Raw genomic sequence first — 24,013 nt, 5'->3', positions numbered from 1 at the left:
AAAATAACAGAGTGCTTTATCTAGAATGAAAAGCACTCTGCAATTAAATGTTTTATATTTTATTAAATAAATATTATTTGATAAATCCCTTTGTATCAATAACTACTTTCTCTTTCAATTGATCAAAGTCAATTGAACTAAAAACTTCATGATCAACTAATACTAAAATAATATCTGATTTAACTACAGCTTCTTCAGTTGAAAGAAGAGAAATTCCTTTTTCTTGAAGAGAAGCTGGTAATTCATTTACATGTGGCTCTACTGCAATAACTTCTCCTACACTAGATGCAGCTAAATGTTTAACAATTTCTAGGGCTGGGCTTTCACGTAAATCATCTATGTTTGCTTTAAATGCTAGTCCTAAACAAGCAATCACTGGATTTTTAAAGCGATTTGCTTTTTCTTTTACTTTTTCAACAACATACATTGGTTTATAATCATTTACATTTCTTGCAGTATGTATAAGTTTTGCTTCTTCAGGTGCAGCATCTACAATAAACCAAGGATCTACAGCAATACAATGTCCACCTACACCTGGACCAGGTTGTAAAATATTTACACGAGGGTGACGATTTGCTAAACGAATTAATTCCCAAACATTAATATTTAACTTATCACATATTAACGATAGTTCGTTTGCAAAGGCGATATTTACATCACGGAAAGAGTTCTCAGTCAACTTCGCCATCTCTGCTGTTCTTGCATTCGTATCAAGAATTTTTCCTTTTACAAATTGTTTATAAAACTCTACTGTACGCTTGGTAGATTCTTTATCCAATCCACCGATAATACGATCATTTTCTACTAGTTCCTTTAAGATATGCCCTGGCAATACACGTTCTGGACAATGCGACACATAAATTCTACCTTTTTCACTATGCATTTCCTCAGAAGTTGTTAAATCTAATCGCTCTTCTAAAATCCATTCCGCTACTTTTTCCGTTGTACCGATTGGGCTTGTAGATTCAAGAATAACAATATCCCCATTTTTTATAACAGGAGCGATTGTTTTTGCTGCAGCTTCTACATATGCTAAATCTGGTTTATGTTCATCTTTAAATGGCGTTGGTACTGCCAAAATGAAAATGTCAGCTTCTTCAGGCTGTAATGAGGCCTTCAACTTCCCGCTCTGTACAGCTGCTTTAACTAAAATATCTAAGTCTGGTTCATAAATATGTACTTTACCACTATTAATCATTTCAACTGCGTTTTCATTTACATCGACACCAAGTACTTGAAATCCTTTAGTTGCTAGTAAACTAGCAGTTGGTAACCCAATATATCCTAGACCCATTACACAAATCTTTTTATCCATTTTTCCAACCTCTTTTCTACGAGTTAGCTACTACTACTAAGATGCACCATTAGACTTAATCATAATTTGAATCGTTTTAAAAATAATTTTCAAATCATAGATTACACTTCGTTTGTTTATATATTCTAAATCTAGATCGACCATTTCTTTGAATCCGACACTATTTCTCTCTGTTACTTGCCAAAGCCCCGCACATCCTGGAGTAACAAGTAAACGCTGCCTATCATATGCTGTATATTCCTTTACTTCTCTGGGAAGTGGTGGACGTGGTCCTACTAAGCTCATTTCACCTTTTAATACATTTAATAATTGTGGTAGTTCATCAATACTTGTTTTTCGAATAAGTTTCCCAATTCTTGTAACTCGAGGATCCTCTTTCATTTTAAACATCGCACCAGATACTTCATTATGTTTTAATAAATCCTTTAATTTCTCTTCCGCGTCTACAACCATTGAGCGAAACTTATACATATAAAATTCTTTTCCATTTTTTCCAATACGAATCTGTTTAAACAACACAGGTCCTTTCGGATCTTGATATTTAATTAACACTGCTACAATCAAAAAAACAGGAGATAATAAAATTAGTCCACATAACGCTCCAATAAAATCAATACAACGTTTAGCTACTAAATATCCTTTACTTGCATTTACTTTTTTCAAATCAAGCTCTATATTATTTTCCTTTTCCAATTCTCCGCTTGATACTTTTACCAAGTTCAATGCTCTCCCACCTCACCTTTATGCATGTATATTTTCTTTCTTTACAAGCTCATTCATATATTTCATCAATTCTTCTTTCAATTCTTCATGCTGAAGTGCCATTTCAATCGTCGTTTTAATAAATCCAAATTTCTCTCCAACATCGTAACGAGTTCCTTCAAAATCATATGCAAACACTCGTTGAATTTCATTTAAACGTTGAATTGCATCCGTTAATTGAATCTCTCCACCCGCACCTGTTTGTTGGTTTTCAAGGAACATAAAAATTTCTGGTGTTAATACGTAACGACCCATAATCGCTAAATTTGATGGTGCTGTTCCTTGGGCTGGTTTTTCAACAAATTGACGTACTTGATAACGACGCTCGTTTTGTTCAACTGGATCGATAATACCGTAACGATGTGTTTCATTTTCAGGTACTGTTTGTACACCAATAACTGACGACTGTGTACCTTCATATTGATCCATTAATTGACGTAAACATGGCGTTTCCGCCTGGACAATATCATCACCAAGTAATACCGCAAATGGTTCATTTCCAATAAACTTACGTGCACACCATACTGCATGCCCAAGTCCTTTCGGTTCCTTTTGTCTTATGTAGTGGATGTTAATTCTTGAAGAAGCTTGTACCTTTTCAAGCATTTCATACTTTCCTTTTTCTAAAAGGTTTTGTTCTAGTTCGAATGAATGATCAAAATGATCTTCAATCGCGCGCTTTCCTTTTCCAGTAACAATAATAATATCTTCAATTCCTGATTCAATCGCTTCTTCTATTATGTATTGAATTGTCGGCTTATCAACGATCGGCAACATTTCCTTTGGCATCGCTTTCGTCGCTGGTAAAAATCTTGTCCCAAGACCAGCAGCTGGAATAATCGCTTTTCTTACCTTTTTCAATTTTAGTCCCCCATATCTTTTTATTTATATGTAACAATAACAAAAACCCTACCTATGGAGTTATAGTTATAACTCCATAGGTAGAGTTTCTATTATAAATAAAATATGGGCATCTAACCCAACCTCACGCCATACTCCCGACGACAAGCGTCTAAGGTAGGTTCGAAAATAAATTTTCTACCCACAGCACGACCGAGTGCCCCCATTGATAACGGTCAGGAGACATCACCTGTTCTTTATTAAAAAATACCGAACAATTTTTTACGACGGATTTGTTCTGGGTCTTCTTTATAAATCGCCTTCCCACTAATTAATAAATACGGATTTTCTTTCAAATCGCTCATAACACTCATTCCGAATTCTTTTTCAATTAATTCGTAGCTTTCCGCTAAATGAAATCCTCTTGACGTTGTGTTATGCGCATCAGAAGCAATCATATGCGTTAAATTATGCTCCACAAGTTGTAGTGAAAACTTTTTAATTTTCTTTCCGAATTTCCCTAATAAACTACCTGCCGTCACTTGCGTTAATGTCCCTTTGCTTACAAGGTTATATAACTTATCAGGTCGCTCGATTAACTCGGCATTACGTTCTGGATGAACAATAATTGGAATCATTCCCTTAACACGTAAGTCGTATAATAATTGTTCAGCATAACGCGGTACGTGATTAGATGGAAATTCAATGAATATATATTTATTTGTTTCGTTTAAGGTAACGATTTTACCAGCTTCATAGTCTTCTAATAAATCACCATATAACCTGACCTCTTGCCCTGGTAAAATGGTAAGTGGAATATTATGTTGTTGTAGTTCATCATTTAGTTGTTTTACTTTATGAATAATGGAGGTACGTTCATTTATATATTTCCCATTTTGATGGTGCGGCGTTGCGACAATTGTATGTATTCCTTCTGCTGCGGCCTTTTGTGCCATCGCTAAACTATCTGTTACGGTTTGTGCACCGTCATCGATGCCATGTAAAATGTGACAATGTAAATCAATCATTTATTTTATCCTCCCTCTTTCCTAGGAATCTTTTTTCCCTTGAATGTGAGATATCTCATATTCAAGGGAAAAAAGGAGATATGTTTCGACCATATCTCAATCTTTTCATTAGTTTGCACCGTAATAATAATATAAGCCTTCTTCACGTTCACGATCGTTCAGGACAACACCTAGCAGTTTACCTTTTGCCGATTCTAACAATCCTTTTGCTTTTACTGCTGTTTCTTTTTCTGTTGCTTCACTACGAACGACAAGAATAGAAGCATCACATACATTTGCCATAATTTGCGCATCTGTAACCGCTAAAATTGGTGGTAAATCAAAAATAACTAAATCGTACATGCTATACGCTTGTCCAAGAAGTTCTTTCATTGATTTCGAACCTAACAATTCTGCTGGATTTGGTGGGATTGGACCACATGCTAAAAAGCTTAGATTGTCTACAGATGTCGTTTGTACACATTTCTCTAAACGTTCACTATGTGTTAATACGTTCGTCAGTCCGAAAATATTATCTACTTGAAACATTTGGTGCATTGCTGGTTTACGCATATCTGCATCAATTAATAATACTTTCTTTCCTTGTTGTGCAAACACAACTGCCATATTAGCTGTCGTTGTCGTTTTCCCTTCACTTGGATTCGCAGACGTTACCATTAATGAATGTAAATTCGTATCAATAGCTGCAAATTCAATATTCGTTCGAATATTACGATATTGCTCTGAAATTGGAGATTTCGGTTGTTGATGAGCAATTAGTTGACGACGTTGGCGATGATTCTTTTTCTTTTTAAATAAATTAAGAGCCAATTGTTTGTCCCCTCACTTTTCTTGATGATGGTGCATGTGATTTCACGTTCAATGTTTCTTCATCCATACGAGCGACAATACCTAACACTGGTAATCCAAGTAAGTTTTCTACGTCTTCTTCCTTTTTCACTGTGTTATCTAAGTATTCTAGTAAGAATGCAAGACCAATTGCAGCCATTAAACCAACAACGAAAACGATTGCTACATTTAGCATTGGAAGTGGTTTAATTGGAGATAAATTTTCTGCAACTTCTGCTTTTGATAATACTGTTACATTATCAACACTCATAATCTTTGCAACTTCACTTTTAAAGACTTCTGCTGTTGTATTCGCAATATCACGAGCTAACTTTGGATCTTTATCTTGTGTAGTTACTGATACGACCTGCGAATCCTTTTCATTCGTTACTTCAATTTGCTTGTTTAATTCTTGCGTCGCTATATTTAAACCTAACTTCTCTTTCACTTGGTCCAAAATAACAGGACTTTTAATAATAACCTTATATGTATTGGTCAATTGAATATTTGTTTGCACTTCATTAAACTGAATCGCTGCCCCTTCTTGCTTCTTCTGATTAACAAGAATTTGCGTTGAAGATTGATAGATTGGTGTCATAAAGAAGAAGCTAATGATAGCACTTACAATAGCTGCACCAAATGCGATTACGAGGATCATTGCTAAACGTTTTCTTAAAATATGAAATAACTCTTTCAAACTAATTGTTTCTTCCATAAGTTCCTCCAACTTTCTAAAATTTACACATAGGAAAAATTATAACATATAAATCTTACATTTTTTATTTTTAATCATTCAGTTCTATATTTGTTCACAAGAAACAAGTTTAATCTTACAAAATAATCTTAAATATGACAACACATTCCAATCATTTCCCAAAAATTTTATCATATCATGTTTTTTATAGTGTATAACTTGATAAATAATTTTCAGAAAACAATAAAAAGCCAACAAAATTTTTTGTTGGCTTTTTATGTTTTAGTAATAACCATATTGCTCTTTTTCTTCTCTTTTATCGTTTAAAACAACACCTAGTAGTTTTCCTGATGCTTTATCTAATATTTGTTTCGCTTTTACGATTTTATCTTTTTCTGTCTTTTCGCTGCGTACAACGAGTACGATTCCATCGCATTTATTCGCTAGTATTTGCGCATCAGTAACCGCAAGGACAGGTGGTGTATCGATTAAAATAATATCAAACATGTTATATGCTTCTAGCAACGCTTCGTCCATTGCCCGGCTCCCTAATAATTCTGCTGGGTTTGGCGGGATTGGACCTGCTGCCATTAAATATACGTTCTCTATATCTGTTTTTTGAATGCATTGCATAAGCTTTGCTTGTCCTGATAATAAGTTCGTTAACCCATTTGAACTATGAATGGCAAATAAGTTTTGTATCGTCGGCTTACGCAAATCAGCTCCGATTAATAAAACTTTCTTTCCTTGTTGGCCGAAAACAACTGCTAAGTTTGCGATTGTCGTTGTTTTCCCATCACCTGGATCTGCCGAGGTAACGATAATAGAACGAACATGACTATCCACAGATGTAAATTCAATGTTTGTACGAATGTTACGATATTGTTCTGTAATACGCGATTTAGGTTCTTTATGTGTAATTAATTGTCGTAATGATTTTCTTTTCTTTCTCCCGAACATATTCATAATCTCCTTTTGTGAAATGCGACATTTCCCTTTTCTCTCTCTTATGCTCGATTTCATACGTCTAATTAATATTTTGTATTGCTAATTTCCCCACATCTCATCATAATCAATAACATTCTACTTTGTCTTATATAAGTGCCTTAACAATATGACAATGCCCTTACTTCTTCATTACCTTTATCACTTATCCTATTTTCTAAATAAATGATAAAGTAAATTATATGGTAATTACCATATATTGACAAGTAATTTTCTGATTAGTTTGTATTTTATCGTTTCATCGTTATATAACAGAAACAAAAAATCTCCTTGTACGTTCACAAGGAGATTTTTTTGTTTTTTCTCTATTCTTTTTTATCACCAATTGCAAATGTAATTTCAGCTTCACATGCAACTTCACCATCTACTGTTGCAATGGCTTTTCCTTTTCCGATCGGGCCACGTACACGTGTCATTTCAACTTCTAGGCGAAGTTGATCACCAGGGCGTACTTGTTTTTTGAAACGACAATTGTCGATACCTGCGAAGAAAGCAAGTCTTCCGCGGTTTTCTTCTTTCTTTAATACAGCAACCGCTCCGACTTGTGCTAACGCTTCTACAATAAGTACGCCAGGCATAACTGCATAGTCAGGGAAGTGTCCATTAAAGAATTCTTCGTTTGCAGATACATTTTTAATTCCAACCGCTCTTTTTCCTTCATCTACTTCTAATATTTTATCAACAAGTAAAAATGGATAGCGGTGAGGAATGATTTCTTTAATTTGTTCTATATTTAGCATGTAATGATCGCCCCTTTTGTAATATTGGTCTTACCACTTGGACATATTGTTATTATCCCATTTTGTTTATCGTTTGTCATTACAAAGTGAATTTTTATATTTAGTATACTTACTTCTCCATATAAAAAAATGCACACACTCTATTCCCTTAAAATAGTTGCACATTCCTGCAACTGACACGGAGGTAGAAAAGAGTGTATGCCCAGATTAGGGAAAGGCAATATGTATTGAAACATTATTTGCCTTAATGTCGTATTCGACTCATTATATTATAAACGTTTTCAAATAAGGAAATATTAAATTTAACCATATATATGAATATTCCACCTGTTTTCTTCGTTTTTCTTTATTTTTCTCCCATTTTCGCAAAAAATCGAAATAAAAAAATAGAAAAATAAAAAAGAACTAAGGTTTACACCTTAGTTCTTTCTACTTTATCCAACCATTTGTGTGCTAATAATCAGTTGGGTGCCCTACTGATGAAAGTTTCACTTTATTTCAAAGCACGACGTGGTAATTTGTCGATATTCTCTAACATAATACCTGTACCAACTGCAACACATTGCATTGGGTTTTCAGCAATTAATACTGGTACCTTTAATTCTTCTGCTAGAAGCATGTCGATACCGTGTAGTAAAGCTCCGCCGCCTGTTAAAATAACACCGCGATCGATAATGTCCGCAGATAGTTCTGGTGGTGTGCGCTCTAGTACGCCTTTTGCAGCTTGTACAATGATAGCCGCGTCTTCTTTTAGTGCTTCTGTAATTTCTTCAGAGCATACTGTAATTGTACGTGGTAAACCTGTTACCATGTCACGTCCGCGAATTTCAAGCTCTTCACTACGTGCACCTGGGAATACTGTACCGACTTTAATTTTAATATTTTCTGAAGTGCGTTCTCCAATTAATAGCTTATACTTACGTTTAACGTAGTTTAAGATCTCCATATCAAACTTATCGCCAGCCATTTTGATAGAAGAAGAGGTAACAATATCACCCATAGATAGTACAGCGATATCTGTTGTACCTCCACCAATATCAACAACCATGTTACCGCTTGGTTGGAAGATTTCCATACCCGCACCAACTGCGGCTACTTTTGGTTCTTCTTCTAAAAATACTGTTTTACCACCTGAACGTTCAGCAGCTTCACGAATTGCTTTTTGTTCTACTGATGTGATATTTGTTGGACAACAAATTAAAATGCGGGGTTTTGAAAAGAAGCTCTTTACGTCCAACTTGTTAATGAAATACTTTAACATCGCTTCTGTAATTTCGAAATCTGCGATTACACCATCTTTAAGTGGACGAATTGCTACAATATTACCAGGCGTACGTCCCACCATACTCCTTGCTTCTTCACCTACTGCTAATACTTTACCTGTATTACGATCAATTGCCACAACAGATGGCTCATTTAATACAATACCCTTACCTTTAACATGAATTAATACATTAGCCGTACCTAGGTCAATTCCGATATCTCGCGCAAACATTCCCGTCTTTTCCTCCTCGATATTCAAAATCAGGTTACACCCGAATTCTTTTACACCTAATTTCTGATTTTATCATAAATTTAACAGAAACGTAATATTCGCAAAAAGAATTCTTCTGAAAAATATTACCGAATGCACGCGGAATGTTTGCTAACGTATATTTATCTTATATTAACGAACGGTAAGACTCTCATCTCAAAATCAATCCGACAAATTTAGAAGAGTTGAGCGAAAGACAAAAAGCCTGCAAACGCCCGATTGCTGAAGACTAATAATCAGTGAGGCATGCCCCACTGATTAAAGTTTCACTTTATTGACGTACAGGCTTTTCTACATCTTCTTTTCTATATTTCTGTTTTGTTGCTTCTCCCCCTCTTAAATGACGAATAGACTTATGATAATCAAGAATTTCTTTCACTTCATTTGCGAGCTCTGGGTTAATTTCTGGTAGACGTTCTGTTAAATCTTTATGGACTGTACTCTTTGATACCCCAAATTCCTTTGCAATTACACGCACTGTCTTTCTTGTCTCCACGATATACTTACCAATCTTGATAGTTCTCTCTTTGATGTAATCGTGCACACCACTCGCCTCCCTAAATTGGATGTGAGAAGTGTGAAATGAGCCTCGCTGCATACGACTAAGAAGTAAGTGTGAGTGCTGTTTGTAAGCGTTAAACATTCTTGGATTTATAATGAAATGATTCACGATTTCTCACCTCAAACACTCTCTTTGCTTTGGTTTATACCATTGTATTGCCCGCACTACTGATATATGCTACATGTTCACTATTTTTGCGGACTAAGTTAAGAAAAATTACGTTTTTTTGTGAGAAATACGTTAACAATGACTATTTTGGCAAAAAAATGACACCTTGTTTAAAAGGTGTCATTCTTCTCGATCATATTCTTCTTCTAACAATTGATGGTGGGGAACTTCCTTCTTACCGGCAATATAATAATACAAAGTAAATAAAACAAACAATAATATAATAGCAATCGACAGAACAAACAAAAACGACACAGTATCCCCTCCCTTTTGTAATATATATTCGAGAATCTCGTCATTTTTCCTTGTTATTGCAACTTTTTTCTCGAAATTGATTATTTTTATATAAAGTTCAACTAATAATCGGGCTTTTACGGGCAGTTAATCCTCCCTCACTTCTTTGCTTTCGCTGAATTTTGAGATCGGGGTCTTACCGCCCGCAAATAGCAGGATAAAAATAAAAAAATCAGTTCTCTTAATGAGAACTGATTTTTTCACTTTCTTATTCTTGTGAAGAAGAACCGTTAGATGATTCTGTAGAACCATTTGTTGATTTTTCTTCTTTCTTCGTTTCTTCTTTTTTGTCACTAGTCGAACCGCTTGTTGATTTCTCTTCTTTTTGAGACTTATCTTCTGTTTTACTTTCTGGTTTCGTGCTCGTTGACTTCTCTTCTTTTTGAGATTTGTCATCAGCTTTTTTACCAGAAGCATTCGTTGCTTTTGTAGCACCTGCATCAGCTTTAATTTCTGCTACTGATTTATTTAAGTAGCGCTCAGGGTTCACAGCCACATTGTCTTTACGTACTTCAAAGTGAACGTGAGAACCTGCTTCTTTATTCATTGCACTTAGACCGGATTTTCCTAATACTTCACCTTGTGCAACTCTTGCACCTTTTTCTACTTTCACACTGCCTAAGCTTTGATAAGAAACTGCTACACCATTTCCACTATCAACTGTTACAACATAACCAAGAAGTGAATCTTTTTCAGCTTTTGTTACTGTGCCACTTAAAGCAGCAGCAACATTGAACTCTTTTCCATTTTTCGCAGCAATGTCAATTCCTTTATTCGGGGAATATGTGTTGTTATAAAAAACAAGTGCTTTTTCTTGTTCCGCCTCAGTTGCTGCATCTTCATAGAATTTCTTCTGTACGACTACTTCCGCATTAGCGGCTGCTGGCATTTTCACTACTTCTGAAGATTTCGTTACTGGTACTGCTGGATCTTCCGATTGTGTATACGGTGTTGCTTGATCTTGGTTCGGAGTCTTCTTCGGATTAGCTCCTTGGAACCATAGCGCAACCACTAGGATTACCGCTGCACAAGCAATGTATAGTGCCGGAAACACCCATCTTTTTTGAAATAAATGTACTACCTTTTGCGACTTTTTATTATTTCTTCCTCGCATTCCATCATCACCTCAGCAATCATTTTGAACAATATTCATGTATCCTATACAACGTATAACTAATTACTTTTCGACAAATTATGTAAAAATATGTATATAAATTGTAAAATTTCCGAGGAAATGATGAAAAAAGAAAAAACTGAGCATTTCCAGCTCAGTTTTTAGTCCATTTGTTTCTTTTTGTATACGATTAAACATGCAATAAGGGAAAGAATAAGCCACACTCCAACATTCAAGACATGTCCGCTAATACTACTAAATCCCGCTCCCTCTACTAAGCTGTTAATCGCTTTAGCAATATGAGATGTTGGAAGATACTCGATCATCGTCTTAATTACTTTATTTTCAACCATTGGCTCAAATTGTACAGCTAAATACATCGTCATTAATATCGGCATTCCAATGAGTGATGTTTGCGGTACTGACTCAGCTAACAATCCAATCATTGTTCCAATCACAATAAATAGAATTGTTCCACATAAGAAAATAAATCCTAGTAATAAAAGATTTCCACCGAATTGATCCAAAATGAATAAGTTCACAATACAAATGCCCAACGTCAAACATGCTGTTAATATACTTTTCCCAAGAAGAACTTCAACAGAAGAAGCTGGTGATAGCATTAGCACACGTAACGTATGTTTTTCTTTTTCTTCTGCTATTACCATTGATTGAACAAACCCTGCAACAAATAGGAAGGCCATTAAAGTAATAATGCCAACCCCCATGCGCCCTTCTCCAAATCTGCTAAATATAAATGCAAATATAATTGGTAAAGATGCCATTAATAACACTTGTGAATTTGTCTTAAAATCTTGTACTTCTTTTCTAAAAATAGCTGATACACGTCGCATTGAAAATGTCATTATAATCCCCTCCCAGTAACTTCAATAAAGATATCGCCTAATGTTGGCTCGTGTGAATGAATAGATAGTAATTCACCTTTTTTCATCCATTCTGAAATACGTTTTGCACCTAATTCATCTTTTTGCACTACTTCTTTTTGCTTATCTTTTAATACGACTTGTATTTGATCTTTCGCGTATTGTAAGCGAAGGTTTTCTGGTGTATCAAGCGCTACAATTTCTCCGCCGCACAGAAAGGCGATACGGTTACAAAGCGTTTCTGCTTCTTCCATATTGTGCGTCGTTAAGAAAATCGTCGTTCCTTCTTTATTTAAGTCTTTTAAGATTTTATGAATGTTTTGTACGTTAACTGGATCGAGTGCGGATGTTGGTTCGTCTAAGAAGAGGATATCTGGTTTATGAAGGATCGCTCTCGCTAGTGTGACGCGCTGCTTCATTCCCTTTGATAGTTTCTTTACTAATGTTTTTTTATCATCTAATAGATTCACTTGTGCTAGCACTTCATCGATTCGTTCTTTTTTGCAATCGTATAAGTCGCAAAATAATAGTAAGTTATCATAAATGCTAAGTCTTTCATATAAGCCACTGTTGTCTGTTAAAATACCAATTCGTTTATAATCGATGCTACTTGGTCCTGTAATGTCTTTCCCTAGTACTCTTACTGTTCCAACACTATGAAGTAATTGAGAAGTTAATATTTTTACTGTTGTTGTTTTACCAGATCCACTCGGTCCGAGGAATCCGAAAATTTCTCCTTGCTTCACCTCAATATTTACATTTCGAAGTGCCGTTTTTTCGTTGAAACTTTTCATTACATCTTTCATTTCAATTGCCAATGTCATTTCGTCATCCCCTTTGTTTTTCTTTATAGATGAAATTTGCTTTCGCAAGTTTCGATTTGTATGTTTCGCTTTTCTTGACTCAATCATATGAAAAACAAAGGGTTTACGCAGTAAAATACCGGTAAAAGGAGTATTTTTACCAGTGAACGAATCATATTTCGATCCTATTGGAGCACTTTTTATAGCCCAATTACACCTTTTAATTCATCCATTCGTCCTTTTGAAAGCGGAATTGAACTTTTTCTTTCATCATCCAAAATTAAACTAAAACTGTTCCGTGTCCAAGTAATAACTTCTCGCACTCTTTGTAAATTAACGAGGTACGAACGATGACATCTAAAGAAACCGAATCCTGTTAATCTCGTTTCTAGTTCACTTAATGTTAATGCACATACGAAATCACCTTCACGCACATGAATGTGTGTCACTCCATTTTGTGTTTCAATGAAATGAATTTCCATCGGATCAAGTAAAATGATTTTATCGTTCACCTTCGCTGGTATTCTTTCTAATTTCATCTGCGGAATCATTTGAACGACTTTTTCTTCATCGACTTCTTCCACTTCTTCTTGCTCGATTTCGACCTTTTTCACACCATCGTTGTTTAATATGTATACATCTTCTGTTAACGAAAGAGCGTCTGATAGGAAAGAGGACGTAATAAAGATCGCCTTTCCTTTCTCTTTCATTTTCATAATTGCTTTTCGAATGATAATTGTACTTTCTGTATCTACATTTTGCTCCGGTTCTTCCAAAATAACTAAATCCGGATTATGAATCATAACTCGTCCAATATGAAGTCGGCGTTTCTCTGAAAATGACAATTTTTCTACTTTCACATTTAACTTATCTAGGAGACCAACACATTGTACAACTTCTTCTATACTTATCTTTGATTCATAAAGCCCTAACAAAAATTTAAAATATTCCTTCACCTTCAAACGATCATATGCTTCATCTTTCAAAAAACAAAAACCGATGCTGGAATAATTTTTCTTTCCAATCGCTTCGCCTCCAAATAGCACATTGCCAGTTGAAGCTTCTTCCTCACCAATAATGATGCGATGCAACACTTTAGCTGTATGGTTATTACATTGCAAAACAACACATTGTCCTTTCTCAACCTCTAGCTCAATTACTGGTAACTGGTTCGTCTTCCCTAATTGTTTCAACTCCAGTAGCGCCATTTCGTCTCCCCCAAATGCTTTTTATCCTATTATACCAAACAATTAATGGAAAATTTTGATACTTTTATGAAACACATAAAAATAAGGCTATCCAAATGAACAGATAGCCTTATTCTCTATTTTTGTTCTACCATATAAGTTTTGAGTAAATCACGAAGTGCTCTTTTTAAAAACTTACCTACAAATAATGAAAAAAGGAGCTAATCTTAATTAGCTCCTTTCACGTTCTACTTCTTCACCATCAGTTTTCCCTCATAATCATTCATCGTTTTTATTTCAACGCCTTTATAATAATGAGCGACGATATCTGTATATTTCTTACCTTCCGCTGCCATACCATTCGCACCGTATTGACTCATACCAACACCATGACCGAAGCCTTTCGTCGTGACAATGATTTTATTGCCCTCTTGTTTCCATGTAAAATCAGAAGAGCGCAAATCTAACTTTTCACGAACTTGTTTTCCTGTTAATGTTTTCCCTTGGAACGCTACATCCTTTACTCTTTTACCCTCCGTAAGATCTTTAATATTTCCAACCTTTCCATCCGCCAGCACTTTCACACCGAGACGTTTTTGAAAATCAGCTACTGTGAACGTTTGCTCGCTTGTAAACTTTGGAGAGGCTTGATCCCACGGGCTATCTACACTTTTCAAATACGGATAATCATTTCCCCAATAATCAGCTGCATTCTCTGTTCGGCCGTTACTCGTTGAGAAAAAAGACGCTGAAATCGGTTTTCCCTCATACGTTAAAACTTGTCCTGCGGTTTTAGAAACGGCTTCCTCGATTTTCTTTAAATTGTTTTCGTAGTTATTGCCCCATTGTTTTTTCAATTCCTCTTTGCTTTTGTACACTTGATCTTTCACCGTATCTACCACATCTGCATTGTTTTTCTTTTCTCCACTTAGCATACGCTGCACCACGAATGTTCTTGCTGCTAATGCCTGTGCCTTTAGCGCCTCTATTTCAAAACTGGCATTCATCTCAGAAGCTACTACACCGGTCACATATTCCTCCACAGGTAATGTTTCTACCTTCTTCTGTTGGTCGCGATATACAGCAACTTGAACTGCTGTATCCACTTTCCCTGGAGCTGGTATACTTTCTATCGCTGGAGGAGTTTTAGAAGCTGCTTCTTCTCCTATTTTTGCTTTCGCAAACGGAATTACAAGAGCAGCGGGTACAATGATAACGAGCGCTATTAAAAGCACTACTATAATGAAAAATGGCTTTGAAAATTTCATCCTATTCCCCCAATATAAAGTTGGCTTCCTTTCATTCTTATGGAACTACGGAATTTTTTAGAACATACTTGGGGGTATCGGTATAGACTGAAGTTTTAATGCGTTGGAGTCTTACTGCCCGTTAATGCGAGATAAAACGAAAATTTTCTAAATATTTTTACTGGTACGTGCATAAGTATAGAGTTTATTGACTATAACAGTAATAACCCAAAAAAAATAGCCTCTATATCAAAAGACATAGAGACTACTTCAATTAAGCGTGAAGATCAGAAACTTCTTGTTCTTTCACTTCTTCTACTTTTTCGTTTACACGTTCAATAGTTGCACCTAATGCAGCTAATTTCTTATGGAAGTCTACATAACCACGGTCAAGATGCTTTAATTCAGTTACACGAGTGTAACCTTCTGATACTAAACCAGCTAAGATTAATGCTGCAGCTGCACGTAAATCAGTTGCACCTACTTCAGCACCTTGTAAGCTGTTTGGACCGTTCATAATAACAGAACGACCTTCGATTTTAATATCAGCATTCATACGACGGAATTCTTCAACGTGCATAAAGCGGTTTTCGAATACCGTTTCTGTAATCATACTTGTTCCATCAGCTTGTAGTAATAATGCCATCATTTGTGATTGCATGTCTGTTGGGAAACCTGGGTGAGGCATAGTTTTAATATCAACCGCTTTTAACTTATCTGGGCCGATAACACGTACACCTTCATTTTCCTCAATAATTTTAACACCCATTTCTTCCATCTTCGCTGTAATTGAGCGTAAATGTTCAGGAACAGCATTTTCAATTAAGATGTCTCCACCAGTAATTGCTGCTGCAACCATGAATGTTCCCGCTTCAATACGGTCAGGAATAATAGAATGGTTTCCACCATATAATTTATCAACGCCTTCGATACGAATCGTTCCAGTTCCAGCTCCGCGTACTTTCGCTCCCATCGCATTTAAGAAGTTAGCTAAGTCAACGATTTCTGGTTCTTTCGCTGCGTTTTCAAGGATTGTTGTCCCTTTTGCTAATGTAGCTGCAGACATAATGTTTTCTGTCGCGCCCACGCTTGGGAAGTCTAAATAAATTTTAGCTCCTTTTAGTTCTCCCTCAACGTATGCCTCAACAAAACCGTTACCAACCTGTACTTTTGCTCCCATTGCTTCGAAGCCTTTTAAATGTTGGTCAATTGGACGTGAACCAATTGCACATCCACCTGGAAGTGCAATACGAGCACGACCGTTACGTGCTAATAATGGTCCCATTACTTGAACAGATGCACGCATTTTACGTACATATTCAAATGGTGCTTCAATGTTTAGTTCTTTAGAAGCATCGATTGTTACTTGGTTATTTTCAAATACGACTTCAGCATTTAAATGACGTAATACCTCATTAATTGTGTATACATCAGACAAAACTGGTACTTCAGATAGTACATTCTTTCCATCACTCGCTAATAGGGCTGCAGCGATTATAGGTAATACAGCATTTTTTGCGCCCTCAACACGCACTGTGCCGTTTAACCGCTTTCCGCCACGGACGATGATCTTTTCCAAATTATTCCCCTCCGTGTCCTTTTTTCAGTATCTATTCACTCAATACTCAGAAGTTATGATCGGTGTGCCAACCACAATTGTATCTTTGTTGTTTGTAGAACGTATTGCTATTTGCACATTTATTTTCTCTCTATTTGTTGAAAGAGCGTCATCCCACTTTTTATTGTATGCGGAGACTGACACAAATGCTCTTTCTTCTACTTGTTCGATCGCTCTTGCTGAAAGATCTTTCAAAACCTGATTGGTTTTATTTTGCAAAACACCTTCAATCTTATCATTCAGTACACCTTGAACACAAGTGTAAATTATAGGTTTTTCATTAAAAATTTTATTCATTTTCTGAACATACTTCGGGTCCCATTTTGCCCCACTTACTTCAAAAATAATGAAAGTGTTTTCTTTAGTATTTTCCTTACTCCAAGTTACTACTACTCGTTCTTCATATGAAGCAAACTTTTTATAGGATGTAGCTTTATATCCATCTGGAGATTGCTCTAAGTCCCATTTTTGAATATTTGCCTTCCCCTTCACATCGTTTAACAATTTTTGAAACGTATGTATGTTAGAAATTGTTTTTGTTTCTCGCGCTAACCATGACCATTTCTCCACTTTAGCATCATTTTTCTCTAAAGCCTTAATCATGTTCTCCATTTTCTGTTCATCGCTTATCGGTTTCATCTCTCTATATCCAACCAAAAAGAAAACAACACTCAAGGCAACAATAAGAATGGCTTTAAGCTTCAATTTCATCCCCTCCTATCCCCATTGTTAACGGAGATATGAGGTTCTATACACTTACTTTACTAAATACGTTAAACTCTTCGAATAGCCTAAATAATCAAGGAAAAAGTTACTTACAGATGTCCCAATTGCAATTGTAATTAGGATGAGTAATACCCTCGTCTGTAACACTTTTCCAGCTTTCATTAAACGCTCGATGTGAATACCTTGTAAGGCCCACCACGTAATGGTAATAAACAATAAATGCGAAACGATGGCAATCAGTGCTTGTTGCCCTAAAAGTTGTGCCAAAAAATCGACCCCTTTTTACTTGGCTACTACTTACGAAAGAAAATAAAAACGATACCATAATAAGTAGGAGCCACACTTTTTCAAATGCAAATAAGCATCTTACATTTTACATCGTAAACTTCTCTCGAAAAAACGTATACCTATATGCATTTTCATTTGTGGCTAACACAAAATAAAAAGCGTAGAGTACCGACTCCACACCTTTTATTTTCACTATTGTACCACGTTCCCCAAGAAGAAGAAATCTTTCATTAATGGAAAATATTCATAAAAGAAATTGTATCCAATCATCGGCATAATCCCTAGTATTACAATCGAAATTGCACAAAGACTCATAACAACCTTTATATTTAATGGCAACCGAATTTTCTCTTCTACTTCTCCCGTCCGGAAAAACATTTGCTGTAAAATACGGAAATAATATACGAATGAAATGACTGTCGTACCCATCATAATAGAAGCTAGTACGTAATGAGCTGGCTCTACATGAAGTGCACCTAAAAAGATGTTAATTTTCCCGATGAAACCAGCTGTTCCTGGTATCCCGGCCAACGATAAAATAAAAATTGTCATTACTATCGCTGTAAATGGCGACCTGTTATATAATCCGGTGAAAATAGTGATATTTTCTTTGTCGCTTTGTAAGATTAAGCCGTGGATAATTGCAAATGCGCCTATATTCATAAGCATATAGGCAAGCATGTAAAACCACATGCTATCCATCGTAAATGGTGATAATGCCACAAGTGGAACGAGTAAATACCCCGCATGCGCGATTCCTGAATAAGCAAATAGGCGTTTTACGTTATATTGCTTTAGTGCGACTACATTTCCGATAATCATCGTAATACTTGCTAGAACCGCAATATATATACTCATACGCCCGTATAAAGATTCCATGTCTCCTTGCACCGATACACTTGCAAAAATCATAAGGAACAGACGAATAATGAGTAGAAACCCAGCAATTTTAGAAATCGTTCCAAGGAAAGCAGTAACAGGTGTAGCCGCCCCTTCATACACATCGGGTGCCCACATATGAAACGGTACTGTTGCAATTTTAAACGAGAGCCCAACGAGCAATAGTAGAAATGCGAGAGCTAACAATAACTGAATACCACTAGTTAGCTCCCCGGTGAATACTTTTTGCATATCCACAATATTGGTTGAGCCTGTAATACCGTATAAATAACTCATTCCAAAGAGCGTAATCGCCGTTCCAATTCCTCCATTAATGACATATTTCATTGCCGCTTCATTTGATGCACGGTTCCTTTTTCGTATTCCTACTAAAACATAGGAAGAAAGTGATAGTAGCTCTAAACCGACGAAAAGTGTAATAAAATCAACACTAGAAGCCATGAACATCGCCCCAAGAAGGGCCATTAAAAATAAGTAATAATATTCTCCCTTATCTTCAATTGGATTTTTCTTGTCATCGCTCATTGCGGTGCATAAGATGAGGGCCGCTCCGCCTAATAACAACGTTTTAAACCCTTTTGAAAATCCATCTAACACAAACGATCCATTTAAAATATCTCCTGCTGATTCGCCGTATAGCGTAATTAATGACACAATTGCTAATATGACAGCAGCGATTGCACTAAGCGCCACATACCTATGGTTCAGCTTAAAAAACAAATCACCTATGGAAAGAAGGATGGCAAACCCGAGAATAATGAATTCTGGCAACATTAGATGCCATGATAAGCTCAGTAACGTATCCATATCCATCCTACTTCACCCCCAATGTTTTCAATGTATTTTGAAGCGGATCCCCTAGTATTTCTGGCATTACTCCAATGGCAATAATACAGAAGATAAGCAATAGGACCGGGACGTACTCCCATCCGTGTATATCAGTTTTCGCTTCCCACTCTTTCTTACCAAATGTTACTTGGAGTGTCGCTCTTAATACGTACACAGCGGTTAAAATAATCCCAAGTACACCGACTGCAGCAATGACTGGCTCTCCTTGGAATAAGCCGAGAAAGGCAAGAAACTCACTCACAAATCCAGACATCCCCGGCAGTCCAAGCGATGCCATTCCTCCTGCTAGGAAGAAGCCGCTAAGTATTGGGACACTTTTTGCGAGTCCACCAAGCGCTTTAATATCCGACGTGCCAAAGCGCTGTTCTATAACACCAAGCAAGAAGAAGAGCAAGGCTGCAATTAAACCGTGCGAAACAACTTGGAATAGCGCCCCTTGTGTACCTGGCGCATTAAGTGCCGCAAGCCCCATCAAAACAATTCCCATATGCGAAATACTAGAGTAGGCGAGTACCTTCCTAAAATCCGTTTGGATGAGTGCTAAAAAGGCACCGTACAATAAGTTGATTACTCCTAAAACCGCAATTAGCGTGGCAAACTCGCGAAAGTATTCCGGGAATAACCCCTTCCCGAAGCGAATCATCCCGTACGCTCCAATCTTTAGCAAAACGCCCGCATGAAGCATAACTACAGCAGGGTGCGCTTCAATATGCACATTGACCATCCAGCGATGCAATGGGAAAATAGGTAGTTTAATTGCAAAGGCAATCATTATAGCAATAAATACACCAAGCTGTAAGTTACTCGGGACGATCTGTCCTCCCCCAGCACTTACACCTGTTAAAATCTCTTTCAATTCCGCAATATTTGTCGTACCTGTTTTCGCGAACAAAATCGAGAAAACGATGAGCAAAATAGCTGATCCAATGCCGTTATATATTAAATAACTATATGCAGCCTTTTCACTCGACAATTTCCCCCACTTGCCAATTAATAAAAACATTGGTGGTAGTGTAATTTCAAAGAAAATAAAGAACAACATTAAATTTTTAGCAGCGAAGACGCCGAGCATCCCTATTTCTAGCATGAGCAATAGCATATAAAATGCTTTTAAATTTCTTTTAATGGAAAACGCTGCAATTGCTGCAAGCATCGCTAGAAGGGCTGTCAGCACCATCATTACAAGTGACAAACCATCAATTCCAAGCTCGTAATAAATAGAAAACCATCTTTTATCCACCGCTGCAAAATCACCAAATTTAATCCATTTCACTTTTTCATCAAATAGCGATAGACTCTTTCCAGAAGCATATGTACAAGCGAGGACAGTGGCGATCCCAAATGGAAGCGCCGTCCCAAATAAACCGAGCACTCGTACTGTACGCGATTCTTTTTTCGGTGTTAATACAAGTAATAGAATCCCTAAAAGTGGGGAGAAAATGAAGAACGTCAACAACAAATCATTCATCGTAAATCCCCTCCCGTATATAGCAAAATAATGACGAGGACCGCGAGCGAAACTGCTGTTACAGTGCCGTACACTTGTACATTCCCGTTTTGAAGCCTCGACAATGTGCCACTTACCCCTTTAACCAAACTTGCGATTAAAACAGCAATCCCTTCCACAACATATACTTCAAATAAACGAAGCACATGAGCGATTCCCTTCGTAATAGGAATCACTGTCATATTGTACAGTTCATCCACATAATATTTTTCTTTCAAGAGCTTATGAAGAAATGACCTTTCTCCTCCAGCCCAATTTTTTGAGATAGTTTTCTTTCCATATATGAAATACGCAAGGGCAATCCCCCCAAATGAAACGAGCGTCGCAACAATCATAATCCAAACTGGTCCATGTGCTTCTTCCACTTTAAATTCTATATCCTTCGTCAGCCAATCTCCGAGAAACGTTCCAAACCACGGTGTATTTATATATCCTGCTACTACTGCGAGAACGCCGAGAACAATCATCGGATACGTCATAATGCGCGGCGAGTCATGCACGTCTTCCTTCGTCTTCGCTTCCCCAGTAAAGACAAGAAAGTATAGGCGGAACATGTAGAATGCTGTTAGGAATGCCGCAAAGACTGCTAGAACAAATAGAAAGTAATTGCCACTCATCCAAGTTGCTGCCAAAATTTCATCTTTACTAAAAAACCCCGAAAGAAGCGGAACTCCACTAATTGCAAGTGTACCTATTAAAAATAACGTACCCGTTACTTTCATCTTCTTCTGTAAACCGCCCATTTTATTAATATTTTGCGTATGCACAGCATGAATTACACTTCCTGCTGCCAAGAATAGTAACGCTTTAAAAAAGGCATGTGTCGTTAGATGGAATATACCCGCTACATAACCAGCAGAACCTAAGGCGAGCATCATATACCCGAGCTGGCTAACTGTAGAATAAGCAAGTACCCTCTTTATATCCGTCTGTACAAGACCGATAGAGGCTGCAAATATTGCGGTGAAAGCCCCAACAATTGCCACCGTCTGCATTGCCACCGCACTTGCCGAAAATAGCGGGAACATCGTTGCTACTAAATATACACCGGCTGCGACCATCGTCGCCGCATGAATAAGTGCCGAAACAGGCGTTGGCCCCTCCATCGCATCAGGCAACCACGTATGAAGCGGAAATTGACCTGATTTCCCCATCGCCCCGATAAAAATTAATATCGCCGTTATCGTTATCATAGTCGGGGACAGATCGCCTGTATGAATCGCTCTAAAAATTGCGTCATACTCAAAACTACCTGCATGCCAAAAGATTAAAATCATCCCAATAAATAAACCAACATCTCCAATACGAGTCATAATAAAAGCCTTTTTCGCAGCAGCCTTCGCTTCTTCCTTAAAGAAATAAAAACCGATGAGTAAAAATGAACCAAGGCCTACTAACTCCCAAAATATATAAAGCTGTAACAAATTCGTCGATATAACAAGCCCGAGCATCGCAAATGTAAAGAGTCCTAAATATGCATAAAAAGTTGGTAATCTTGCGTCGCCTTTCATATAACCTTTTGAATACACATGTACAAGTAAGCTCACAAGTGTAACGATAAATAACATTAAAGCCCCTAATGCAGTCACTTCAAAGCCAAATGATATATCAATATCTCCAGCTCTAAGCCATACCCATTTATGCTTCACTGTGACCTTCGAAAATCTTTCTATTAATACAAGTACCGCAAGTATAAAGGAGAGAGAGACGAAGAAAATACTAAGTACGCTGCTTCCTTCTCTAATTTTCTTCCCGAACATAATAAGTAAAAAAAACGAAACAAGCGGGAAAAGCGGTATGAGCCATGCATAATCGATCATTGTTTCCTTCCCCCTTTTCGGTCACAATGCTATCCTTTAAGCGTATCCATTTCATCTACATGAACTGTCGTGCGATTACGATACAAAGCAATTAAAATGGCGAGCCCTACCGCCGCCTCCGCTGCCGCTACAGCCATCGTAAACAGCGAGAAGATTTGCCCTGTTAAATTCGGGAACAAACCTAATTTACTAAACGCCACTAAATTTAAATTGGCAGCATTTAGCATTAATTCGATACAAACTAATACGATTACTGTGTTTCGCTTCGTTAAAGCTCCAAATAAACCGATGCAAAACAAAATAATCGCAAGTGTTAAATACGCAGAAGCTGGAACGCTACTCATTGGAATCCTCCTCTTTCTCATCCTTCTTCGCAAGTATAATTGCGCCAACAAGTGCTACAAGTAAAATAACCGAGGTTAACTCAAATGGAATAATGTATTTCGAATAGAGAAGTGTACCGATTTGAAGTGTGTTTTTTTCATGGAGAGGTAAACTTCCTTGTGTGCTTTCATTTGAAAAATCGATACTATTAACAGCGAAATACATAACTGCCCCAAATGCTACAACTGCAAAGAAGATAATCCATTTTCGAAGAGTAAGACGTGATTCATTTTCCGCATTATGTTTCGTTAACATAATGCCAAAAATCATAATAATTGTGATTGCACCAGAGTAAAGTAAAATTTGTGCAACTCCGATAAACTCGGCCGATAAAAGAAAGTACAAACCTGCAATGCTGAGAAATGTCAGAACGAGAGCTAGCATCATATGCATTACTTTCGTTAAGTTCAACATGAGAACACCACCGATAATTGCAGACAAGGATAGTATAAAGAATGCTACAAACTCGCCATTCATGCTTTATTCTCCTTCCTGACGTTTTCATCGTTTTCGTCGAGCCACTGCAAATTTTTAAATAAATCATCACGTGAATATGCTGCGAGTTCAAAGTTATTTGTCATAACAATTGCCTCTGTCGGGCAAACTTCTGTACATAAATCGCAAAGTATACAAATTTCAAAATTAATATCATACGTATCAATAATTTTCCCTTTTTTCGTAGGGTCAGGATGTTTCTTTCCCGTCAATTGAATGCAATCTGTCGGACAAATGTTAGAACACTGATTACAAACAATACATTTCTCAGGATAAAACTTTTGAATCCCTCTAAAGCGATCTGGCAATGGCAACGGCTGATTTGGATAATCATACGTCACCTTTTTCTTACTCAAATTACTCAGCGTATATTTTAAACCTTTAAATAACCCTTTCATCTCTTACTGGCACCCCCTTCATA

General features: G+C 36.9%; 25 protein-coding genes. All 25 read right to left on the bottom strand.

All coding sequences use genetic code 11. From position 1 onward, the window contains the following. Window positions 1-73 precede the first annotated feature (73 nt). Window positions 74-1,315: a UDP-N-acetyl-D-mannosamine dehydrogenase gene (gene wecC / locus JDS95_RS17980; RefSeq protein ID WP_000358346.1), complete on the bottom strand. Its 1,242-nt coding sequence runs from the start codon at window positions 1,313-1,315 to the stop codon at window positions 74-76. Between the two features lie 36 nt (window positions 1,316-1,351). Continuing rightward, window positions 1,352-2,038 carry a sugar transferase gene (locus JDS95_RS17975; RefSeq protein ID WP_001055041.1) on the bottom strand — a complete coding sequence of 229 codons (687 nt, stop codon included), beginning with the start codon at window positions 2,036-2,038 and terminating at the stop codon, window positions 1,352-1,354. Window positions 2,039-2,056: 18 nt separating this feature from the next. Continuing rightward, window positions 2,057-2,938: a UTP--glucose-1-phosphate uridylyltransferase BpsC gene (gene bpsC / locus JDS95_RS17970; protein WP_000757780.1), complete on the bottom strand. Its 882-nt coding sequence runs from the start codon at window positions 2,936-2,938 to the stop codon at window positions 2,057-2,059. 239 nt (window positions 2,939-3,177) lie between these two features. Continuing rightward, window positions 3,178-3,945, bottom strand: a complete 768-nt coding sequence (locus tag JDS95_RS17965; RefSeq protein ID WP_000566176.1) for a tyrosine-protein phosphatase — start codon at window positions 3,943-3,945, stop codon at window positions 3,178-3,180. A 108-nt stretch (window positions 3,946-4,053) separates the two neighbouring features. Next, complete coding sequence (locus JDS95_RS17960; RefSeq protein ID WP_001207153.1) at window positions 4,054-4,755, bottom strand: CpsD/CapB family tyrosine-protein kinase; 702 nt, start codon at window positions 4,753-4,755, stop codon at window positions 4,054-4,056. Next, on the bottom strand, window positions 4,745-5,488 hold the full coding sequence (locus JDS95_RS17955; RefSeq protein ID WP_000393165.1) for a YveK family protein: 744 nt from the start codon (window positions 5,486-5,488) through the stop codon (window positions 4,745-4,747). Before JDS95_RS17955 ends, JDS95_RS17960 begins: the two co-directional genes overlap by 11 nt. Before the next feature lie 261 nt (window positions 5,489-5,749). Continuing rightward, complete coding sequence (locus JDS95_RS17950; protein ID WP_000467972.1) at window positions 5,750-6,427, bottom strand: CpsD/CapB family tyrosine-protein kinase; 678 nt, start codon at window positions 6,425-6,427, stop codon at window positions 5,750-5,752. A gap of 350 nt (window positions 6,428-6,777) precedes the next feature. Beyond that, the gene (fabZ, locus tag JDS95_RS17945) at window positions 6,778-7,212 is read right to left on the bottom strand and encodes a 3-hydroxyacyl-ACP dehydratase FabZ (protein ID WP_000931959.1); all 435 of its coding nucleotides are present in this window, start codon (window positions 7,210-7,212) and stop codon (window positions 6,778-6,780) included. Between the two features lie 493 nt (window positions 7,213-7,705). Then, on the bottom strand, window positions 7,706-8,707 hold the full coding sequence (mreB, locus tag JDS95_RS17940) for a rod shape-determining protein (protein WP_000457991.1): 1,002 nt from the start codon (window positions 8,705-8,707) through the stop codon (window positions 7,706-7,708). A 310-nt stretch (window positions 8,708-9,017) separates the two neighbouring features. Continuing rightward, window positions 9,018-9,290 (bottom strand): sporulation transcriptional regulator SpoIIID, encoded by a 273-nt coding sequence (gene spoIIID / locus JDS95_RS17935; RefSeq protein WP_000544012.1) that lies wholly within the window; start codon window positions 9,288-9,290, stop codon window positions 9,018-9,020. A 306-nt stretch (window positions 9,291-9,596) separates the two neighbouring features. Beyond that, complete coding sequence (locus tag JDS95_RS17930; protein ID WP_000008898.1) at window positions 9,597-9,731, bottom strand: hypothetical protein; 135 nt, start codon at window positions 9,729-9,731, stop codon at window positions 9,597-9,599. 247 nt (window positions 9,732-9,978) lie between these two features. Further along, window positions 9,979-10,884, bottom strand: a complete 906-nt coding sequence (locus JDS95_RS17925) for a stage II sporulation protein SpoIIQ (protein ID WP_098820160.1) — start codon at window positions 10,882-10,884, stop codon at window positions 9,979-9,981. Between the two features lie 161 nt (window positions 10,885-11,045). Then, window positions 11,046-11,750 (bottom strand): ABC transporter permease, encoded by a 705-nt coding sequence (locus tag JDS95_RS17920; RefSeq protein WP_000144457.1) that lies wholly within the window; start codon window positions 11,748-11,750, stop codon window positions 11,046-11,048. Continuing rightward, complete coding sequence (locus tag JDS95_RS17915) at window positions 11,750-12,592, bottom strand: ABC transporter ATP-binding protein (RefSeq protein ID WP_000170852.1); 843 nt, start codon at window positions 12,590-12,592, stop codon at window positions 11,750-11,752. Before JDS95_RS17915 ends, JDS95_RS17920 begins: the two co-directional genes overlap by 1 nt. Before the next feature lie 179 nt (window positions 12,593-12,771). Beyond that, window positions 12,772-13,779: a LytTR family transcriptional regulator DNA-binding domain-containing protein gene (locus JDS95_RS17910; protein WP_001185967.1), complete on the bottom strand. Its 1,008-nt coding sequence runs from the start codon at window positions 13,777-13,779 to the stop codon at window positions 12,772-12,774. Between the two features lie 227 nt (window positions 13,780-14,006). Next, window positions 14,007-15,026 carry a stage II sporulation protein D gene (gene spoIID, locus JDS95_RS17905; protein WP_000672621.1) on the bottom strand — a complete coding sequence of 340 codons (1,020 nt, stop codon included), beginning with the start codon at window positions 15,024-15,026 and terminating at the stop codon, window positions 14,007-14,009. Between the two features lie 253 nt (window positions 15,027-15,279). Beyond that, window positions 15,280-16,584: a UDP-N-acetylglucosamine 1-carboxyvinyltransferase gene (gene murA / locus JDS95_RS17900; protein ID WP_000411268.1), complete on the bottom strand. Its 1,305-nt coding sequence runs from the start codon at window positions 16,582-16,584 to the stop codon at window positions 15,280-15,282. 39 nt (window positions 16,585-16,623) lie between these two features. Beyond that, entirely contained in the window at window positions 16,624-17,328 is a 705-nt protein-coding gene (locus JDS95_RS17895) for a YwmB family TATA-box binding protein (RefSeq protein WP_000767898.1), read from the bottom strand. Between the two features lie 51 nt (window positions 17,329-17,379). Continuing rightward, window positions 17,380-17,616, bottom strand: a complete 237-nt coding sequence (locus JDS95_RS17890) for a DUF1146 family protein (RefSeq protein WP_000057885.1) — start codon at window positions 17,614-17,616, stop codon at window positions 17,380-17,382. A gap of 213 nt (window positions 17,617-17,829) precedes the next feature. Then, window positions 17,830-19,344, bottom strand: a complete 1,515-nt coding sequence (nuoN, locus tag JDS95_RS17885; protein ID WP_033661389.1) for an NADH-quinone oxidoreductase subunit NuoN — start codon at window positions 19,342-19,344, stop codon at window positions 17,830-17,832. A 7-nt stretch (window positions 19,345-19,351) separates the two neighbouring features. Next, window positions 19,352-20,854: an NADH-quinone oxidoreductase subunit M gene (locus tag JDS95_RS17880; RefSeq protein WP_000998958.1), complete on the bottom strand. Its 1,503-nt coding sequence runs from the start codon at window positions 20,852-20,854 to the stop codon at window positions 19,352-19,354. Further along, window positions 20,851-22,713, bottom strand: coding sequence for an NADH-quinone oxidoreductase subunit L (gene nuoL, locus JDS95_RS17875; protein ID WP_000568187.1), 1,863 nt, complete (start codon window positions 22,711-22,713; stop codon window positions 20,851-20,853). The genes JDS95_RS17880 and nuoL overlap by 4 nt, the downstream gene beginning before the upstream one ends. Window positions 22,714-22,742: 29 nt before the next feature. Next, a complete protein-coding gene (gene nuoK / locus JDS95_RS17870) occupies window positions 22,743-23,057 on the bottom strand; it encodes an NADH-quinone oxidoreductase subunit NuoK (protein WP_000100078.1) in 315 nt (104 codons plus the stop codon). After that, window positions 23,050-23,574, bottom strand: coding sequence for an NADH-quinone oxidoreductase subunit J (locus JDS95_RS17865; RefSeq protein WP_001012818.1), 525 nt, complete (start codon window positions 23,572-23,574; stop codon window positions 23,050-23,052). The genes nuoK and JDS95_RS17865 overlap by 8 nt, the downstream gene beginning before the upstream one ends. Further along, window positions 23,571-23,990 carry an NADH-quinone oxidoreductase subunit NuoI gene (gene nuoI, locus JDS95_RS17860; RefSeq protein WP_000677189.1) on the bottom strand — a complete coding sequence of 140 codons (420 nt, stop codon included), beginning with the start codon at window positions 23,988-23,990 and terminating at the stop codon, window positions 23,571-23,573. Before nuoI ends, JDS95_RS17865 begins: the two co-directional genes overlap by 4 nt. Window positions 23,991-24,013: the final 23 nt, after the last annotated feature.

This window comes from Bacillus cereus group sp. N24, assembly GCF_016483345.1.
Lineage (GTDB): Bacteria > Bacillota > Bacilli > Bacillales > Bacillaceae_G > Bacillus_A > Bacillus_A toyonensis.
The sequence above is the reverse complement of the archived record's forward strand: the minus strand, read 5'-3'. Positions and strand labels throughout refer to the sequence as shown.

Bases quoted from the DNA above. Each gene is read 5' to 3' on its own strand.
- JDS95_RS17910 (WP_001185967.1), bottom strand. From the start codon at position 13,779: ATGGCGCTACTGGAGTTGAAACAATTAGGGAAGACGAACCAGTTACCA.
- nuoL (WP_000568187.1), bottom strand. From the start codon at position 22,713: ATGATCGATTATGCATGGCTCATACCGCTTTTCCCGCTTGTTTCGTTT.
- mreB (WP_000457991.1), bottom strand. From the start codon at position 8,707: ATGTTTGCGCGAGATATCGGAATTGACCTAGGTACGGCTAATGTATTA.
- JDS95_RS17955 (WP_000393165.1), bottom strand. From the start codon at position 5,488: ATGGAAGAAACAATTAGTTTGAAAGAGTTATTTCATATTTTAAGAAAA.
- JDS95_RS17925 (WP_098820160.1), bottom strand. From the start codon at position 10,884: ATGCGAGGAAGAAATAATAAAAAGTCGCAAAAGGTAGTACATTTATTT.
- spoIID (WP_000672621.1), bottom strand. From the start codon at position 15,026: ATGAAATTTTCAAAGCCATTTTTCATTATAGTAGTGCTTTTAATAGCG.
- nuoK (WP_000100078.1), bottom strand. From the start codon at position 23,057: ATGAGTAGCGTTCCAGCTTCTGCGTATTTAACACTTGCGATTATTTTG.
- JDS95_RS17920 (WP_000144457.1), bottom strand. From the start codon at position 11,750: ATGACATTTTCAATGCGACGTGTATCAGCTATTTTTAGAAAAGAAGTA.
- fabZ (WP_000931959.1), bottom strand. From the start codon at position 7,212: ATGCTAAATATAGAACAAATTAAAGAAATCATTCCTCACCGCTATCCA.
- JDS95_RS17915 (WP_000170852.1), bottom strand. From the start codon at position 12,592: ATGACATTGGCAATTGAAATGAAAGATGTAATGAAAAGTTTCAACGAA.
- nuoI (WP_000677189.1), bottom strand. From the start codon at position 23,990: ATGAAAGGGTTATTTAAAGGTTTAAAATATACGCTGAGTAATTTGAGT.
- JDS95_RS17865 (WP_001012818.1), bottom strand. From the start codon at position 23,574: ATGAATGGCGAGTTTGTAGCATTCTTTATACTATCCTTGTCTGCAATT.
- nuoN (WP_033661389.1), bottom strand. From the start codon at position 19,344: ATGGATACGTTACTGAGCTTATCATGGCATCTAATGTTGCCAGAATTC.
- JDS95_RS17965 (WP_000566176.1), bottom strand. From the start codon at position 3,945: ATGATTGATTTACATTGTCACATTTTACATGGCATCGATGACGGTGCA.
- JDS95_RS17950 (WP_000467972.1), bottom strand. From the start codon at position 6,427: ATGTTCGGGAGAAAGAAAAGAAAATCATTACGACAATTAATTACACAT.
- wecC (WP_000358346.1), bottom strand. From the start codon at position 1,315: ATGGATAAAAAGATTTGTGTAATGGGTCTAGGATATATTGGGTTACCA.
- JDS95_RS17880 (WP_000998958.1), bottom strand. From the start codon at position 20,854: ATGAATGATTTGTTGTTGACGTTCTTCATTTTCTCCCCACTTTTAGGG.